This is a genomic window from Arthrobacter sp. L77, from assembly GCF_000816565.1.
In the GTDB taxonomy this organism is placed as follows: domain Bacteria; phylum Actinomycetota; class Actinomycetes; order Actinomycetales; family Micrococcaceae; genus Arthrobacter_D; species Arthrobacter_D antioxidans.
The window spans coordinates 527,186-543,189 of record NZ_JWSU01000001.1 but is presented as its reverse complement, the minus strand read 5'-3'; the positions used below and the strand labels follow the sequence as shown (position 1 = coordinate 543,189).

At 67.5% G+C, this 16,004-nt stretch carries 13 protein-coding genes; 3 read left to right on the top strand and 10 right to left on the bottom strand.

Annotation, left to right across the window (positions count from 1 at the left end; genetic code table 11):
* Together RY94_RS02550 and RY94_RS02545 are read left to right on the top strand one after the other, a co-directional pair.
* A partial coding sequence (locus RY94_RS02550; RefSeq protein WP_043441151.1) for a hypothetical protein occupies positions 1-217 on the top strand: 217 nt, incomplete at its 5' end.
* 109 nt (positions 218-326) lie between these two features.
* On the top strand, positions 327-2,456 hold the full coding sequence (locus tag RY94_RS02545; protein ID WP_052273845.1) for an acyltransferase family protein: 2,130 nt from the start codon (positions 327-329) through the stop codon (positions 2,454-2,456).
* Here the strand turns inward: RY94_RS02545 and RY94_RS02540 are convergent.
* Genes RY94_RS02540 through RY94_RS02525 form a run of 4 tightly spaced genes read right to left on the bottom strand, consistent with a single transcriptional unit; the run spans position 2,453 to position 5,962 of the window.
* Positions 2,453-3,886: a lipopolysaccharide biosynthesis protein gene (locus RY94_RS02540; RefSeq protein WP_156134984.1), complete on the bottom strand. Its 1,434-nt coding sequence runs from the start codon at positions 3,884-3,886 to the stop codon at positions 2,453-2,455. The two genes, RY94_RS02545 and RY94_RS02540, sit on opposite strands and share 4 nt — an antisense overlap.
* Positions 3,887-3,888: 2 nt before the next feature.
* Complete coding sequence (locus tag RY94_RS02535; protein ID WP_043441143.1) at positions 3,889-4,785, bottom strand: glycosyltransferase family 2 protein; 897 nt, start codon at positions 4,783-4,785, stop codon at positions 3,889-3,891.
* Positions 4,782-5,192, bottom strand: coding sequence for a DUF2304 domain-containing protein (locus RY94_RS02530; RefSeq protein ID WP_043441141.1), 411 nt, complete (start codon positions 5,190-5,192; stop codon positions 4,782-4,784). The genes RY94_RS02535 and RY94_RS02530 overlap by 4 nt, the downstream gene beginning before the upstream one ends.
* On the bottom strand, positions 5,189-5,962 hold the full coding sequence (locus RY94_RS02525; RefSeq protein ID WP_043441139.1) for a glycosyltransferase family 2 protein: 774 nt from the start codon (positions 5,960-5,962) through the stop codon (positions 5,189-5,191). The genes RY94_RS02530 and RY94_RS02525 overlap by 4 nt, the downstream gene beginning before the upstream one ends.
* Before the next feature lie 197 nt (positions 5,963-6,159).
* Between RY94_RS02525 and RY94_RS02520 the strand changes: the two genes are divergently transcribed.
* Entirely contained in the window at positions 6,160-8,241 is a 2,082-nt protein-coding gene (locus tag RY94_RS02520) for a DUF6541 family protein (RefSeq protein WP_156134983.1), read from the top strand.
* A gap of 113 nt (positions 8,242-8,354) precedes the next feature.
* On the opposite strand, the gene RY94_RS02515 is transcribed toward RY94_RS02520, so the two are convergent.
* The 6 genes from RY94_RS02515 to glf form a co-directional block, all read right to left on the bottom strand.
* A complete protein-coding gene (locus RY94_RS02515; protein WP_156134982.1) occupies positions 8,355-9,881 on the bottom strand; it encodes a glycosyltransferase family 39 protein in 1,527 nt (508 codons plus the stop codon).
* Between the two features lie 77 nt (positions 9,882-9,958).
* Positions 9,959-10,990, bottom strand: coding sequence for an ABC transporter substrate-binding protein (locus RY94_RS02510; protein ID WP_156134981.1), 1,032 nt, complete (start codon positions 10,988-10,990; stop codon positions 9,959-9,961).
* 87 nt (positions 10,991-11,077) lie between these two features.
* Positions 11,078-11,821, bottom strand: coding sequence for an ABC transporter ATP-binding protein (locus RY94_RS02505; protein WP_043441131.1), 744 nt, complete (start codon positions 11,819-11,821; stop codon positions 11,078-11,080).
* A 2-nt stretch (positions 11,822-11,823) separates the two neighbouring features.
* Complete coding sequence (locus tag RY94_RS02500; protein ID WP_043441489.1) at positions 11,824-12,669, bottom strand: ABC transporter permease; 846 nt, start codon at positions 12,667-12,669, stop codon at positions 11,824-11,826.
* Positions 12,670-12,710: 41 nt separating this feature from the next.
* Complete coding sequence (locus RY94_RS02495; RefSeq protein WP_052273844.1) at positions 12,711-14,735, bottom strand: glycosyltransferase; 2,025 nt, start codon at positions 14,733-14,735, stop codon at positions 12,711-12,713.
* A complete protein-coding gene (glf, locus tag RY94_RS02490) occupies positions 14,732-15,919 on the bottom strand; it encodes a UDP-galactopyranose mutase (protein ID WP_043441129.1) in 1,188 nt (395 codons plus the stop codon). Before glf ends, RY94_RS02495 begins: the two co-directional genes overlap by 4 nt.
* Positions 15,920-16,004: the final 85 nt, after the last annotated feature.

Below are 16,004 nucleotides of genomic sequence, written 5' to 3'. Positions count from 1 at the left end.
CTTCCAGGGCGGCGAAGTCCTCTGGAGCGCCAAGACCGGAGCCAGGATCACCGCCGACGGACCGATCCGCACCACCTACCGTCAGTCCGGCGCCGAGAACGGAGCCCTCGGCTACCCCACCAGCAACCAGACCTGCACCACCAGCACCCGCTGCACCCAGACCTTCCAACGCGGAACCCTCACCTGGACCCCCACCACCGGCGTCAGAAAAACCTGACCCACGCCCACCGCCGCGCCGGGCTGACAGGTGAACGGAGAGGGATACTATGGGGTCGCGATTGCCCGTCCGGGCGTCCGGACGACGACCCCGACCAGGAGGAGACTGAGTGATAGACCTTGCTGCGCGGGTCGGGCCGCCGAGAGAGGCGAAGCCCGGCAAACCGCAGCGCCGCGACATCCAGGCGCTCCGGGCACTGGCTGTCCTCCTCGTCGTCGTCAACCACTTCTGGCCCGACCTCCTCACCGGCGGGTACGTCGGCGTCGATGTCTTCTTCGTCATCTCCGGCTACCTCATCACGCAGCACCTGCTCGGCGAGCTGGACCGCACCGGCCGCATCAGGCTCGCGCAGTTCTACGCCCGGCGGGCGCGTCGCCTCCTGCCGGCCGCACTGCTCGTCGCCCTCCTGTCCCTCCTCGTCGCCGCGATCTACCTGCCCGCGGATCGACTGATGACGATCGCACGGGAGACCATCGCCAGTACCCTGTACGTGGAGAACTGGTCGCTCGCTGCGCAGTCCGTCGACTACTCGGCGCTGAACAACCAGGCATCCACCGTCCAGCACTACTGGTCGCTGTCCGTCGAGGAACAGTTCTACCTGCTCTGGCCGCTCCTCCTGATCGGCGTGTATGTGCTCGCCGGCAGGCGACGCTCACCGCGGTCCTTCATGGTCGCCGCACTCGCTGCGATAGGCACGGCCTCGTTCGCCTTCTCGATCTACCTCACCTACACCAGTCGGAGCGAAGCGTACTTCGTGACGCCCACCCGGGTATGGGAGTTCGCCGCCGGCGGGCTCATCGCCGCCGCCGCCTCGACCTGGTTCACGGACGAGCGGTTCCCCGCGCGCCTCCGGGTCGCGGGAACGGCCCAGTGGACCGGGCTGGCCCTCATCGCCGCGTCGGCGCTGGCGTTCGACGAATCGACGTACTTCCCGGGCTTCCTCGCGGCGGTCCCCGTGGCGGGGACGGTCATGATCATCGCGTCCGGCCCCCGGTCACCGCTCTGGTCCCCCAACACCCTCCTGGGGGTCGCCCCGGTCCAGACCCTCGGGAACATCTCCTATTCCCTGTATCTGTGGCACTGGCCCGTCATCATCCTGCTGCCGTCGATCATCGGCCGTCCGCTGGGTGCCTCCGAGCTCCTCCTGGCAGTCCTGCTGTCCGTGGTCCTCGCCGGAGTGACGAAGAAGTACATCGAGGATCCGGGGAGGTCCCGCCTCCTGCCGGGCGCCTCGCCGCGGAGGATCCTCGGCCTGACGCTCGTGGCCACACTGACGGTCACCGCGGTCTGCGCCGGCCTGATCGTCGCTGCCACCGTCACCCAGGCGGCGGAAGCACGGCGGCTCGACGCACTGTCCGGAGGTGACTGCTTCGGCGCCAAGAGTCTGTCGGAGGTCACCTGCGAGGAGCCGTTCGGACCGCCCGTCGCGACGAACGTCGGCGCCGGGGAGGCCCCGTGGTTCACCGACGAGCAGTGCGTCGCCCACCCCGACCCGATCGTGGTGGGCGACGAGAAGCTCCTGACGCTGTGCGACTTCTCGGACGGACGTGACGATGCCGAGACCGTCTGGCTGATCGGAGACTCCCACGCGGAGCAGTGGAAAGCCGCGATCCTGCCGCTCGCGCGCGAGAACCACTGGAAGGTCACCATCAGTCTCCTGGGCGGGTGCCCGTACGTCGACGTGAAGCGTTCCGCCTTCATGGGATCCGAGACGACCGACGGGAACGTGCAGCGACGGTGCCTGGAATGGAGCCGGTCGGTCTCGGACCGCGTCCTCGCAGCACCACCCGACACGGTGTTCCTGTCCTCCTTCTCCGTCGGAGAGGAGATCGACGACGGCAGCGGCCGCTCCCAGGCCGAGCAGTACCGTGCGGCCTTCGCGGACCGCGTGGTTCCATGGACCGCCCGCGGCACCGAGGTCTACGTCATCAGGGACACTCCGCTCACCCTGGACCGCTCGACGCCCGAGTGCCTCGACCGCAACAAGGAGTCCCCCCTCGAGTGCGCCAACCCGAAGACGCAGGCGCTGCCCGCCGACCCGGCGGCCGACGCGGCGCACGCACTGGAGAGACCGGACATCCGCGTGATCGACCTCTCCGACAGGTTCTGCCCGGACGACACCTGCTACGCGGTGATCGGCGGCCTCCACGTCTACTTCGACCGGGACCATGTGGCACGGAGCTATGTCCGCTCGCTGATCCCGGCATTCGCGGAGCGGTTCGCCGCCGTCGCGCCCTAGTGCGGCGCGGAGCCCGACGGCGTCTGCTCGGTCTTCCGCCGGGACCGGAGAAGGAACAGCGCCACCAGGACGGCGACCACCACAGCGACCTCGACCACACCGGCGACGAGGCTGAGCGGGACGAGGCCGAGCAGGACCACGACGGCCACCTGCACGCCGAGGCCTCCCAGGAACAGCGCGACGGGCACGCTTCTGCCAGGAGGCGTCCGAAGAACCAACGCATAGGTCAGCAGGCCCAGGCACACGAACCCGAGCACCTGGATCATCGCCACCAGCACGAGGCCGGACTCCGAGGCGGGCCAGTAGGCGAGCAGGGCGACGACGAACAGGACGCAGGGCGTCGCCACGGCGAGGCGCCGCGTCCCGTTCGCGATGTACAGCAGGTTGGAGGACACGAGGAACAACGCGTAGCCGGTCGACACCAGCGGGAGCGTCATCGCGATCGGCCAGACGAGCCCGGGATCGGTGGAGAGGACGAACGATCCCACGGCTGCCCCGGCGGAGGCGAGGAGCCCGACCGCCAACGCCCAGCCCGCGGCTTCGAGGGACACCCGCCGGGTCTCTGCCACCAGCCGATCGTTCCCGGCGGACATCATCCGGGTGGACCAGGCATTGTTCAGGGCGTTCAGGATCGTGATCGGGCCCAGCGCGAAGATCAGGACCGCCCCGAAATGACCCGCGTCCTCGACGGTGGCGGCATAGGCGAGGATCAGGACGGACCCCTGTGTGAGCAGCATGAGCGCACCCGTGTGCGGCAGCAGCGGGCCGGCGATCCTCAACGACTCACCGCCCGATCCCGGCACCCTCCACGGCAGGCGCGGCCGGGCGAGGACGAGCGCCGCGACTCCGGTGGCCAGGACAGCGAGGCTGTAGGCACCCATATAGACCTCGGCCGTCGGCGCGATGAGGATGATCCCTACCAGACCGAGGAGATTCGCCATGACGGAGGATCCGATACTCAGCAGCACGAAGCGTCCGGGCCGGTTCTGCGCGCGGAGGACGGCCTGCGAGCCCAGGACTGTTCCGAGGACGCCGACGCTGACCACCGACAGGACGGTGGTCGGTGCCACACCCCCGTCACCCAGCGCGCCCAGGCCGAAGAGGCAGAGCACCGCCACGGCGGCCAGTGCCGCGGAGGCGATGGCCATGAAGCCGTACATCCCCAGGGAGCGGTCCTGTCCCCGCTCGCGGGCGAACCAGAGGTTCGTGATCGCGAGAGGGAGGCCCGCGGAGATGAGGACGACCAGGACCTGGATGGTCACCACCGACGTCGAGACGTACCCCCACTGCCGTTCGTCCAGGATCCTGATGGCGAAGGGCTGGATGAGCAGGAGCCCCAGACCCTGGAGGAGCGACCCGACGAGGTACCACGTGCCGGAGACGCTCCGCTCGGCCCCTGCAGGCCGTGGCGTGGAGGACCTGCTGCGCACCACTATTTGGCGATGGCGTGAGCGGTCAGCTTGCGCATCCCGCCCCACATACGGCGTCGGGCCACCTGGGGCAGAAGGGTCAGCGCATGGAGCCGGGACGACGCGTGCCGGCTCGCGGCGGTCGCGGCCCGCTCCCACCCGAGCTTCCGGAAGTCCTTCACGCACTCGTCGAAGAAGGCGCGTTCCTCGGCGAACCGGCGGCCGTCGAGGGCCCGCACCGAGGAGTCGGATTCGCGATGGCGCCGGTAGAGGAAACAGGTCTCCGCCAGGACGAGCATCCTACCGCCCGACATGATGATGTCCGTCGCCAGGGCGAGGTCCTGCACGACGTCGTACTGCTCCCTGAAGCTGTGGCGCTTGATGGCTTCGGACCGCCAGGCGAGGGACGGGAAGTACAGCCAGTCGCCCGTGAGGAGACTCGCGGCGAGCGGTTCGCCCTTCACGACAGCACTCGCGCTCTCCCCCACGAGCCGCCGGCGCAGGTAGCTCTTGACCCGATCGCCCATCGGTTCGTAGACCGTCCCGTTCTCGTCGATGACATCGACGCCGGGCTGGATGATGTCCACGGCCTGCCCCGCGAAGCCCTCCTGGACCACGGAGAGGTAGTTCGGGAGCATGAGGTCGTCCGCGCCCATGATCACGACGTAGTCGTGCTCGATGAGGGACAGGCACTTCCGGTAGTTCGCGTTCGCGCCGAGGTTGACCTCGTTCCTGAAGTACCGGACGCGCTCGTCCGAGTCCGTCAGGGACTTGAAGTAGGCGGGCAGCGAATCGTCCGGGAATCCGTCGTCGACGATGGTCAGCACGAAGTCACGGTATTCCTGGTCGAGGACGGACTGTACTGCCGCCTTCATCATCGCCACATCCCCGTAATAGGGGAACATCACGTCAATAGTCATAGGTCTTTCCTCTGTTGGTCAAAGTTCATCGGGTTGTCGGTCCGGTTACGGGGGACGTTGGTGGCAGTCGAGCCGCTCAACCGCTCCACTGCCGCTCGGAGGATCGAGACCTCCTCGGCGAGGATGCGGGTCTCGTCCTCGAGGATCGTCAGCTCGCGGGATACATGCAGCGAGACTCCCAGGAGAAGGAGGATGGCCAGTGCGAAGAGGAGATTGGCCGGGATGATCACTCCGACCGCGTCCGCCGCGAATTCCAGCATGCTGGGGAACAGCGCCAGGACGATCGACAGGCTGCCGATCACGATCCAGAGGATGGCGTACTTCTCGCGCAGTTTCCCGTTGCGCAGCATCACGAGGACGGCCACGACGATGAGGATGGAGGAGAACAGTGAAAGTGCCACGCTCATGCTGGTACGGGTCCTTCTCCTGCTATGTCCCCGGTCGAGGGAGCCTGGTGGTCACGCGGAGTCTTTCTCCGGGCGAGGGCGAAGCACAGGACCAGTCCGGACCGCGCGAGGTAGATCGCGGATTTCAGCGGGCCCTGGCTCGGGGTGCCGGCCTGGCGCGGTCTCATCTCCACGGGCACCTGGGTAACCGTACAGCCTGATTTAAGTGCGACGACGAGCGAATCGACCGTGTCACCGAGGTACTCCGCCGGGAAGTGCTCGATGTACTGATGGAGGCCACGCTGGTTGACGGCCCTGAAGCCGGAGGTGACGTCGGTCAGCCTGGTGCCCGCCACACGCGAGATGACCGCGGCGAGAAGCGACATCGCCCAGCGGCGCGGCCCCTTCGCCTGGTACTCCCCCTTGCCGGCGAATCTCGCCCCGATGGAGATGTCGGCCGTCTCGAGGCCCTTCACGACCTTCGCGATCTCCTCGGGCATGTGCTGCCCGTCCGAATCGACCTGGATGACGCCCGAGTATCCGTTGCGGAGCGCGTACTTGAAGCCGGTACGCATCGCGCCGCCGACCCCCAGGTTGAACGGGAGCTTCAGGACGACGGCCCCGGCCTCCGCTGCGATCCTCGCCGTGTCGTCCCGGGAGCCGTCATCGACCACGAGGATGTCCATTCCGGGTTCCACGCGTCTGATGTCCCTGATGGTGTCACCGATCGCCTCTGCTTCATTCCAGGCAGGCATGACGATCAGGATGCCGGAAGGCGGTCTGTTACCCATGATGTGCAATCATAGCAATAGGCGTCGCGCCCCCGGTGCTCAGCCCGTGGGAGCCGCACATCATCGTCTGGTGCGCCTCAGGCAAGCCACCGTATTCCCCGGCCCGGGAGGGCCACGGAGGGCAACGATCTTCTCGTAGGGCTACCGCTGTGTCCTCCGAACGCGGCCCTCAGAAACACGACGAGGAGAATGACCATATGAGCTGGTGGGCTACTGCCCCTGCTTTCGCTAGCACGGTACTCGTATTCTTCGGGCCGGGACTTCTCGTCCTGGCAGCAGCCGGCGTCAGGAGGCTCAGCCTCGCCGCCCTCTCGGCGCCGATCTCGATGACGATCGGCTCGTGCCTCGCCGTGGTGCTCCCCTTCGTCGGTGTGCCGTTCAACCCCGTGTCCTACCTGGTCTTCTCCGTGTGCCTCGCCGCGGCGGTCCTGCTCGCGCGCAGGCTGCTCCTGAGGAACGATTCCGCAGGCCTCGGCCCGGTTCGCCGCTACGGGGACCTGGCCCTGGTGGACAACCAGCCGATGTCCCCTGACGGACTCCCCCGCTGGATCACGAGGGCGCTGGTCCCGGTCGCCATCGCGTTCCCGGCCGTGATCATCGGAAGCCGGTACATCGCGGGGTTCGGGGCACCGGAGAACTTCTCGCAGACGTTCGACAACGTGTATCACCTCAATGCGATCAAGCACATCGCCGAGACCCAGAACGGGTCGGCGCTGAGCCTCGGGAATCTGACCGAGGCCTCGCAGGCCTTCTATCCCGCCGCCATGCACGATCTCATGGCACTCGTGGTCATGATGACCGGCACCCCCGTACCTGTCGCGGTCAACGTCGGCACGATCATCCTCGGGGCCCTGGTGTGGCCGCTCTCCTGCGTGTTCCTGATCAGCCGGGTCGTCGGCTACCGGCCCATCCCGCTGCTCGCCGCCGGCGTCCTGTGCGCGGGCATGAGCGGCTTCCCCTACATGATGGTCGCCTTCGGTGTCCTCTACCCGAACCATGCAGCCATCGCTCTTCTGCCGGCCGCCCTGGGGCTGGTCGTCGAGGCCCTCGGGATGACCCCCGGGCGTCGTCGCTCGTTCTCCCTCTCCGCCGGGCTGCTCGCGGTCGCGGTCGTCCCGGGCCTCGCTCTCGCCCACCCCAGTACGCTCCTCGCCCTCCTGGCCTTCGCCGGGCCGGTCGTCGCGGGGAGAGCCGTGAGGGAGTTCCAGGGGCACCGGGGCGGAACGGGCGAGCGCTCGCGCCCCGTCCTCTGGGGCATCCTCTTCGTCCTGTACGCAGGCGTCACGCTCGTCGCATGGCTGAAGGTCCGGCCGTCGCTGGCATTCGCCCCGTGGACACCCTTCCAGACCAATGCCCGGGCGATCGGCGAGATCCTCGGCAGCGCGCCGATGGGGGCCACCACGGCGTGGGTGCTCCTGATCCTGACGGTCGCCGGAATCTACGTCGCGGCGCGGCAGTTCCGGGACATGTGGTGGATCCTCATGATGTTCGTCATCGGCGGCATCCTGTACATGGTGGTGTCGAGCTGGAGTCTGGGCTGGTTCCGTACCTTCCTGACCGGGGTCTGGTACAACGACAGTTTCCGCCTCGCGGCGCTGCTCCCGGTCGTCACGCTTCCCCTGAGCGTTCTCGGCGCCGAATGGCTGACGGGTCTCCTGCGGCGGATCGGGAAGCGACGGACCGCAGAGGAACCGGTCATCGACGGTGGCTCACACCCCACCCCCGTGGAACGGACCCGTCGCGTGGTACCCAGGATCACCAGCAGCCCGATCACCGCTGCGGCGGCCGTCCTCCTCCTCGGGGTGGGGACCCAGGGAGGGACCCTGGCCGGGGTCCAGATCCGCATGGAGGAGGTCTTCGCGCTCGAGGAGGAATCTCCCCTCCTGACCACCGATGAGCTCGCTCTCCTGCAGCGCGTCCCCGATCTCGTCCCGGCCGACGGCGTGATCGTGGGCAATCCCCGGACCGGTGCGTCCCTCGTCTATGCCCTTGCGGACCGGCAGACCGTCGCACCCCATATCTTCGGGGACCGTACCGACGCCGAGCAGACACTCCTCGATCACTGGGACGAGGCCGGGTACAACGTGTCGGTCTGTGACGCCATCACGCGCGAGGGCGCCCTCTGGGCCCTTGATTTCGGCGATCAGGAGATCGTGCCGGGCGACGAACCCTACATCGGTCTCCGGGCCCTGGAGGACGGGAGCGCCCCGGGCATCTCCCTCGTCGCGGAGGAAGGCGACGCCCGCCTCTACCGCGTCGACGCCTGTACGGACTCGTGATGCCGAAGGCCCGCGGACGGCGTTGATCGACGTCCGCCGGCCCCGCCGGCGCCGTGCACAGGATGGACGGGACGCGCGACGGGCCGTAGAACTCCTGGAGCGTGCCCAACGGGTCACGACGGCGACGGGTCCCCGACATCACCGTCGCGGACGAACCTGACCACCGAGTTGGCCGGTCCGTCGAAACGCGCTCCAGCGCGATAGCCGAGCGATTCGAGCGTCCGCTCCGGGGCGAGGTTCTCCCTCGGATGCACCACCCAGACGACATCGTGCGGCAGGATCCTGTCCTCCACGGCGTCCAGGTCGAAGCGCTGATCGTAGATCCTCCCCCACTCCTCGGCGCTCGTGCCGATCGTGACGTCGTCCAGACCGGCGAAGGAGTCCTGGTAGGCGATCCGGCCGAGGCCCGCATCCACTGTCAGGGCGATGGCTTCCCCGGGCTCGGCCTCGGCCCTGATGGTGTCCGCCACGAAGCGGAAGTCGTCTCCCGGACTCCTGCCGAATTCCGTCCGCTGGCCCAGATAGGACGGCAGGGCCAGCAGTGCGACAGTAGCCAGCACACCGACCGCCGCCCGCCGATCCCAGCCGGTCGGTGTCGCCGGCCGTCCACCGCGGGATGCGGGCTCCCCCACCCTGAGCACCACCCCCGCTGCCAGGAGCGGGACGGATGGCAGGACGAACGAGAGATAGCGGGGCAGGTAGTACGGGGAGCCGAGAACCAGGGACCCGCCGATGACACAGACCAACGGGACCACGAGGAGCGGCACGGCCAGCCTCGCGGCGAAGTGCTTCCGGAGCCGCAGGGATCCGACGATCGTCAGGCCCCACAAGACCACAGCGAGTCCGACCGTGGTGAAGTTCTCGCCGGGGGTCGGTAGAGGGGCGATGTCGCCGTCGAGCATGAGGTAGGCGTCGCTGAAGAACTGCAGGAGGACGACTTCCGCAATGACGCCGCTGTCGATCGGGCGTATCCATGCGATCTGGAACTGCTGGCTCGCACCGATCGCGGCCAGGCAGGCCGCGGGGATGAGCCACGCCGGGCTGGTCGCCAGGAACGGGCGCCAGCTCCCCCGCAGCCTCCGGTCCAGGCAGACGGTCACGGCGTGGGCCACGAGGACGAGCACCGTGTAGAAGGACAGCAGCGTGGCCAGCAGGCCTGCCGCGGCGTAGCCGATCCAGAACCGCCGCCTGGGGAGCTCGCGGGCACGTACGAGGAAGTACGTCGCGGCGACGCTGGCAGCGAGCGCCAGTGCGTAGGACCGGGCATCGGTGGCGACGTACTGGGTCCTCGGCAGCAGCACCATGAGCAGGGCGGCCGTCAGCCCGTAATCGAGGCTTCCGATCCGCCGTCCGATGGCGACGACCAGTCCCGCTGCCACACCGATCGCCAGGACGCCCGGCAGACGGAGTGCGAACTCCGACAGGCCGAAGAGTGCTGCCCATCCGCGCATCAGGAGATAGTAGAAGCCATGCACGGCATCGATGTTGCCCAGCATCCGGACCAGGTCGGGCAGACTGCGATCGATGGCACTGATCGTGGCCGCTTCGTCCACCCAGAAGCTCGGGGTGTGGATCCTGAATCCGGAGTAGGCGACAGCCAGTACCCCGACAAGGACAGCAGGTCTCGTTGTCCTTTGCACATCCCCAGTAAATCACGCACCGCTGATCCGTCAGCGATCAGGGGTGCCCGACGGCTCGAAGCCTCCCGGAAAGCGGACTACTGGCGCACGTCGAAGGCGGCCTCGGCAAGGATGGGGACGAAGTTCCGCGCCAGCCACTCGATACTGAGCGGGGACACCATGATCATCGCAGCGCCCATCTCGTCCTTCGGGGCGAGGACGGTCTGCTGGGCCGGATCGAGATCTCCCGCCAGTTCGTCCGCCAGCTCCTGGGCACGCCGTCGTTCCGCGACGAGGACCAGGACCTCCGCACGCAGTTCCTCCGCGCGGGCGCGAGGCCATCGGACCTGCCCGACCCGACCGAAGACATCGTCGACCAGCTCTTCGGACTCCTCCAGGCCGGGCGGCAGCGGGGCGAGGTCCATACCGAACTCCTCGAGGATGCCCACGGGCCCGGACACGGCACTGTAGACCCCGAGGTCGGCCCCTGCTGCAGTGAAGGCCTCGACGACGAGGAAGGTGGTCCCGGGCAGATCCGGGTAGTCGGAGACCGACGCCGTGATCCGCTGCTCCGTGTCCCGGATGAGCTCGGCGCCCTCGTCCGACCGGCCGAGGGTCCGTGCCACCTGGTCGACCGTCTCGCGCCAGGAGGGCTTCCCCGCGGTCGTCCCGTGGACGACCGGGGCGATCTCGGACAGCCGGCTGTACTGCTCGCGGGTGATGTCGGCACCGAGGGTGAAGATCAGATCCGGTTCGAGGTCCTCGATCGCGCCGAGAGCCAGATCGAGGTCATCCGGATAGAGGACCGGCATCAGGGTCTCCTCGGCGACGCGCCGCAGGTTGTACCAGGGCGTGGCGTTCGACCCCGGCATGCCGAGGGGTGCGATCCCGAGGGCGATGCAGACATCCGCAGCGGCATATCCGAAGGTCGCGATGCGCACCGGCCGTTCATCGAGTGTCGTCACCCCGAAGTGATGCGTCACCTCGATCGGGAAGACATCCCTCCCGGTCCCCGGATCGTCGTTGCCGTTGGTGCATGCGGCCGCGATGAACGGCAACCCGAGCATCCCCAGGACGACGGACCGGCGGCTCATCATCGGACGAGCCCCACCGGCGCTCTCATGTCTCAAAATTCTTCCCTCTCGTGAAATCCCGGTGTTCCAGGCGCCTGCTTCGTTCCCGACGGGGACCGGCGTCCGGTGCCCCCTGGCGCTTTCCTAATGATCGCTTGCGCGCTGTCTCAGTTCCGAGACGACGGATGCCACGTCGCCGTCCTTCACGAGCCGTCCGTTCTCGAGCAGGATCCCGCGTTCGCAGACACTCGACACCAGGTCGAGGTCGTGGCTCACGACGATGAGGGTCTTCCCCGCGGCTGCGAGCTCCCTGATCTTCGCCAGGCACTTCCGCTGGAACGGCTCGTCCCCGACGGCGAGGATCTCGTCGACGAGGAAGATGTCCGGATCCGTGTGGACCGCGATCGAGAACGCGAGCCGGAGGTACATGCCCGACGAGTAGAACTTCACCTCGGTGTCGATGAACTCGCCGATCTCGGCGAACTCGATGATGGAGTCGAACCGTTCCTCGATGTCCTGCTGGGACATGCCGAGGATGGCCCCGTTGAGGTACACGTTCTCCCGCCCGCTGAGGTCGTGGTGGAACCCGGCCCCGACCTCGATGAGTCCGGCGAGGTGTCCTCGTGTGCGGATGACTCCTGCATCCGGCTGGAGCACCCCCGAGATCAGCTTGAGGAGGGTCGACTTGCCTGAGCCGTTGAGGCCCAGCAGGGCGACGGTCTCCCCGGTCCGCACCGTGAAGCCGACGTCGTCGAGTGCCTTGAACTTCTGGACGAGCTCACCCCTCCGGCCGCGGACGAACCAGACGAAGGCCTCCTTCAGCGAGCGGGTATGGCGGAGGACGAAGCGCTTCTGCAGTCCGGTGGCGACGATCGCATCGGTGGCCATCCTCAGAGCTCCTGGGCGAAGTTGACCGACAGGCGCCGGAAGACGAGCTGGCCGATGAACAGGATCACCAGTGAGAGGACTGCCGCGACGGGCACCCACAGACCGAGGAGGTCGGGCATCAGCGTGGGACCGGACGTCGTGTCCTCGAGGGTGGGGACCCAGAAGCCGAGATGGAACAGTTCGACCGCGACGGTCATCGGGTTCAGCTGGTACAGGAAGAACCACTGACCGAGCGCGTCGCTGACCAGGATCCAGCTGTAGAGGACCGGCGACGCCCAGGTGACCACCATGAGGATCATGTCGACGAGGTTCTCCGCGTCCCGGAAGTACACGTTGACCGCCCCGAACAGCAGTCCGAGCCCGGCCGCCAGGCAGGCGACGATCAGGAAACCGACGAGTACCAGGAACAGCTGGAGGACATCCGGACGCCAGCCGACGACGAGGCAGGCGCCGGCGAGGACGAGGAGCTGCGGGAAGAAGTGGACGGCCGACACCCAGACCGCGGAGATGGGGAACAGCTCGCGCGGGAGGTAGATCTTCTTGATGAGGTCCCGATTCTCCACGATCGACCGGGTCGCGTTGCCGAAGGCCTCGGTGAAGAAGTTGATGAGCACGATCCCGGAGAACAGGTAGACCGCGTAGTTCTCCGTCGAGCCCTGCAGGTCGAGGAAGATCCCCAGCGCCACGTAGTAGACGGAGAACTGCAGGAGCGGCTTGAGGTACGACCAGAGGAGACCGAGCACGGATCCGCGGTAGCGGACCCGGATCTCCTTCCGGACGAGGAGCCGCAGGAGGAACCGGTTCTTCAGGACAGCCGCAAGTCCGCCACCAGCACCCGGTGTCTGCATGGCGCCCGGCAGGTCCGCTGCGGACCCTCGCACCCCGCTGCTCAATCTGCCGTGTCTCCCTCGATCTCCTTGGAGAACCGGCGGAATGTCCTGTTCCAGGCCTGCCGGCTGGTGAACTCGGGCAGGGCACCCCTGTACTGTGCCTGCAGTTCGGACCAGTTGCTCACGAGCTTCCAGTGCCGCGAGAGCGTCTTGCCGAGGAGGGAGAAGAACATGGAACGGTCCCGCCGGTACCACGAGACGCCTGTCCCGTCCGAGGCGGTGACCAGCGCGGAATCGAACCGCGTGAGGCGCCACCAGCGCGCATCCATGGCGGGGACCTCGACGGTGGGGCGCTCGACCGCCTCGGCGGGAACCGGGCGCCACTGGGCCACCAGGGCGAGAACGGCGCGGACCAGCGATTCGGGAACCGTCGCCGGCTCCTGGATGGCGTGATGGCTCTTCCGTTCCTGCACCTCCGGGAAGTCGGAGGAGTTCGGCATCACCCGGGCATCCGTGAAGTCGCGCCGTGTGGTCCTGACCCACTGCAGCCGCTCCCCCAGGGTGGCATGGAGGTGTGCGGGTCCCTCGAGGACGTCGTCGAGCGCCTGGATGCGGACGGCTACCGCGGAGTACTGCATCGACAGGAGGTGGCGGACGTCGAGTGCGAGGCTCTCGAAGGGCATCCTCCCCCCGCGGTCGAAGGGGGAATGGCTGAGCGCAGCGACCCACCGGTTGCGCTGATGGTAGTAGGCCTGCCAGTCGATCGTGTCATCCTTCTCCGTCCAGGGCATGTGCCACACCGCTGCCCCGGGAAGGGTGACCGTGGAGAAGCCCGCCTTCTGTGCCCGTACGCCGTACTCCGCGTCGTCCCACTTGATGAAGACCGGCAGGGCGAGCCCGATCTCACGGACGATCTGCAGCGGGATCAGGCACATCCACCAGCCGTTGTAGTCGACGTCCACGCGTCGGTGGACCCACGGTGTCATCCGGAGGTTGCGCTCCGAGAAATCGTGTCCCTCGAGGCTCTTCGCCGCCGGGCCCCAGAAGAAACGACGGCGGTCCACCTGCTCGCCGAACGTGTGGAGGACGGCCCGCTCGTAGAGGTTGAACATGTGGCCGCCGACGATCGTCGGGTCGGTCGTGTAGTTGGCGAAGCGCAGGGCGCGGAGGATGCCCTCGGTCTCGATGCTCACGTCGTCGTCGAGGAGCAGGACGTAGTCGCTGTCCTCGCCGCGCAGGGCTTCCTCCATACCGCGGGCGAAGCCTCCCGAGCCGCCGAGGTTGGCCTGCTCGACGAGGCGGAACTTCCCGCCGAGCCGTGCGGCCGCCGCCGCGTACGCGGCCTGGCCGGTCACCCTGTCGTCGCCCTGATCGATGATGATCAGGCGGTCGAGGACCTCGAGCAGATCGGGGTCGTTCGCGAGGGTGGTCATGTGCCGTACCGCGTACTCGGGCCGGTTGAAGGTCGTGACCGCGATGGAGAGGGTCCCCTGGCTGCGCGCCGAGGCGGCGGGCACGGACCAGTCGGCCCGCGACAGCGTCACCTCCGCGTCATGGGCGACGAGGTCGAACCAGTACCAGCCGCCGTCGACGAACGATGCCAACGGCAGATCGAAGACGAGCTCGCCGCCGGCCGTCGTCGTTGCACTGTCGACCCTGTTCGAGGTGCCACGCGGGCTCGACCGGTAGACGATGACCGACGCTTCGGAGCCTGCCTCCACCTCGACGCGGAGCCGTACGGAGCGTACGGGGGTGTGGCGGCGCCAGTAGCTGGCCGGGAACGCGTTGAAGTAGGTGCCGAGGGAGACCCTTTGATGCGCCGGCAGTTTCAGACTGGTGCGTCCGGCGATGAAGTCGGACCTCTGGTGGCTGAGGACGGGGAACGAGGGTGCCGTCTTCGGCGCCCCGTTCCGGATCGCCCGGCGGGACGGGTCCACGACGCGCCGCGCCGGATTGAAGTCCACATAGAGGGGGAGGACGTCGGTGTCCCCTTCGACCGGGAGCACGACCTTGTGGACGACCTGGTACGCGGCGCCGTCCGTCCCGGCGCCGCTGCCGACGGCTTCCGTCGTTCCGACGGTCATGCGTCGACTCCGCCGCTCTCGAACTTCTGCCCACTCGTGAAGTGCGGCGTGACCTTGTTGTCGAACATGGAGAGTGCCGATCCGATCGCCATGTGCATGTCGAGGTACTTGTAGGTCCCGAGGCGGCCGCCGAACAGCACGGATTTCTCACCCTTCGCCAGGTCGCGGTAGGCGAGCAGCTTCGCCCGGTCCTCGGAGGTGTTGATCGGGTAGTAGGGCTCGTCGCCCTTCTCGGCGAAGCGCGAGTACTCCCGCATGATGACGGTCGCGTCCTTGGTGTAGTCGCGCTCCGGGTGGAAGTGGCGGAACTCGTGGATGCGGGTGAATGCGGCATCCTCGTCGGGGTAGTTCATCACCGAGCAGCCCTGGAAGTCCTCGACCGGGAGCACCTCCTCCTCCAGGTCGATGGTCCGCCAGGAGAGATCTCCCTCCGCGAAGTCGAAGTACCGGTCCACGGGCCCGGTGTAGATCACGGGGACCTGGCCGAGCGTCGACGAGCGCGAGTACTCGTGGCCCTCGTCGAAGAAATCGGTGTTGAGGTGGACGTCGATGTTCGGGTGGTCCGCCATGCGCTCGATCCAGGCCGTGTAGCCGTTGACCGGGAGCCCCTCGTACTTGTCGTTGAAGTACCGGTTGTCGTACGTGTAGCGGACGGGGAGGCGGGAGATGATCTCCGCCGGCAGGTCCTTGGGATCGGTCTGCCACTGCTTGCCCGTGTAGTGCTTGATGAAGGCCTCGTACAGCGGGCGCCCGATCAGCTGGATGCCCTTGTCGTTCAGGTTCTGGGGGTCCGTGCCCGCGAGTTCGCCCGCCTGCTCCTGGATCAGCGCCCGCGCCTCGGCGGGGCCGAGCGCGGAGCGGAAGAACTGGTTGATCGTGCCGAGGTTGATCGGCATGGGGTACACCTCGCCCTTGTGTCGGGTGTAGACCTTGTGCACGTAGTTCGTGAACTCGGTGAAGTTGTGGACGTAGTCCCAGACCCGCTCGTTGGAGGTGTGGAAGAGGTGCGCACCGTACCGGTGGACCTCGATCCCGGTGCGGGCCTCGTTCTCGCTGTACGCGTTGCCGCCGATGTGGTGCCGGCGGTCGAGTACAGCCACCTTGAGGCCCAGCTGGGTGGCCGCTCTTTCCGCAATGGTCAGGCCGAAAAAGCCCGATCCGACGACAACGAGGTCAACGCTCACAAGTGCTCCTGAATTGATTCTGACGACGGACATGCCCGCTTAAGGCTACCCGACGGAAGCCGAGGCCCTTCCAACCGGAGGGGCG

What these genes read in the sequence shown, in the direction of transcription:
- RY94_RS02535 (WP_043441143.1), bottom strand. Translation starts at nt 4,785, where the DNA reads ATGACTATTGACGTGATGTTCCCCTATTACGGGGATGTGGCGATGATG.
- RY94_RS02530 (WP_043441141.1), bottom strand. Translation starts at nt 5,192, where the DNA reads ATGAGCGTGGCACTTTCACTGTTCTCCTCCATCCTCATCGTCGTGGCC.
- RY94_RS02525 (WP_043441139.1), bottom strand. Translation starts at nt 5,962, where the DNA reads ATGGGTAACAGACCGCCTTCCGGCATCCTGATCGTCATGCCTGCCTGG.
- RY94_RS02520 (WP_156134983.1), top strand. Translation starts at nt 6,160, where the DNA reads ATGAGCTGGTGGGCTACTGCCCCTGCTTTCGCTAGCACGGTACTCGTA.
- RY94_RS02505 (WP_043441131.1), bottom strand. Translation starts at nt 11,821, where the DNA reads ATGGCCACCGATGCGATCGTCGCCACCGGACTGCAGAAGCGCTTCGTC.
- RY94_RS02500 (WP_043441489.1), bottom strand. Translation starts at nt 12,669, where the DNA reads ATGCAGACACCGGGTGCTGGTGGCGGACTTGCGGCTGTCCTGAAGAAC.
- RY94_RS02495 (WP_052273844.1), bottom strand. Translation starts at nt 14,735, where the DNA reads ATGACCGTCGGAACGACGGAAGCCGTCGGCAGCGGCGCCGGGACGGAC.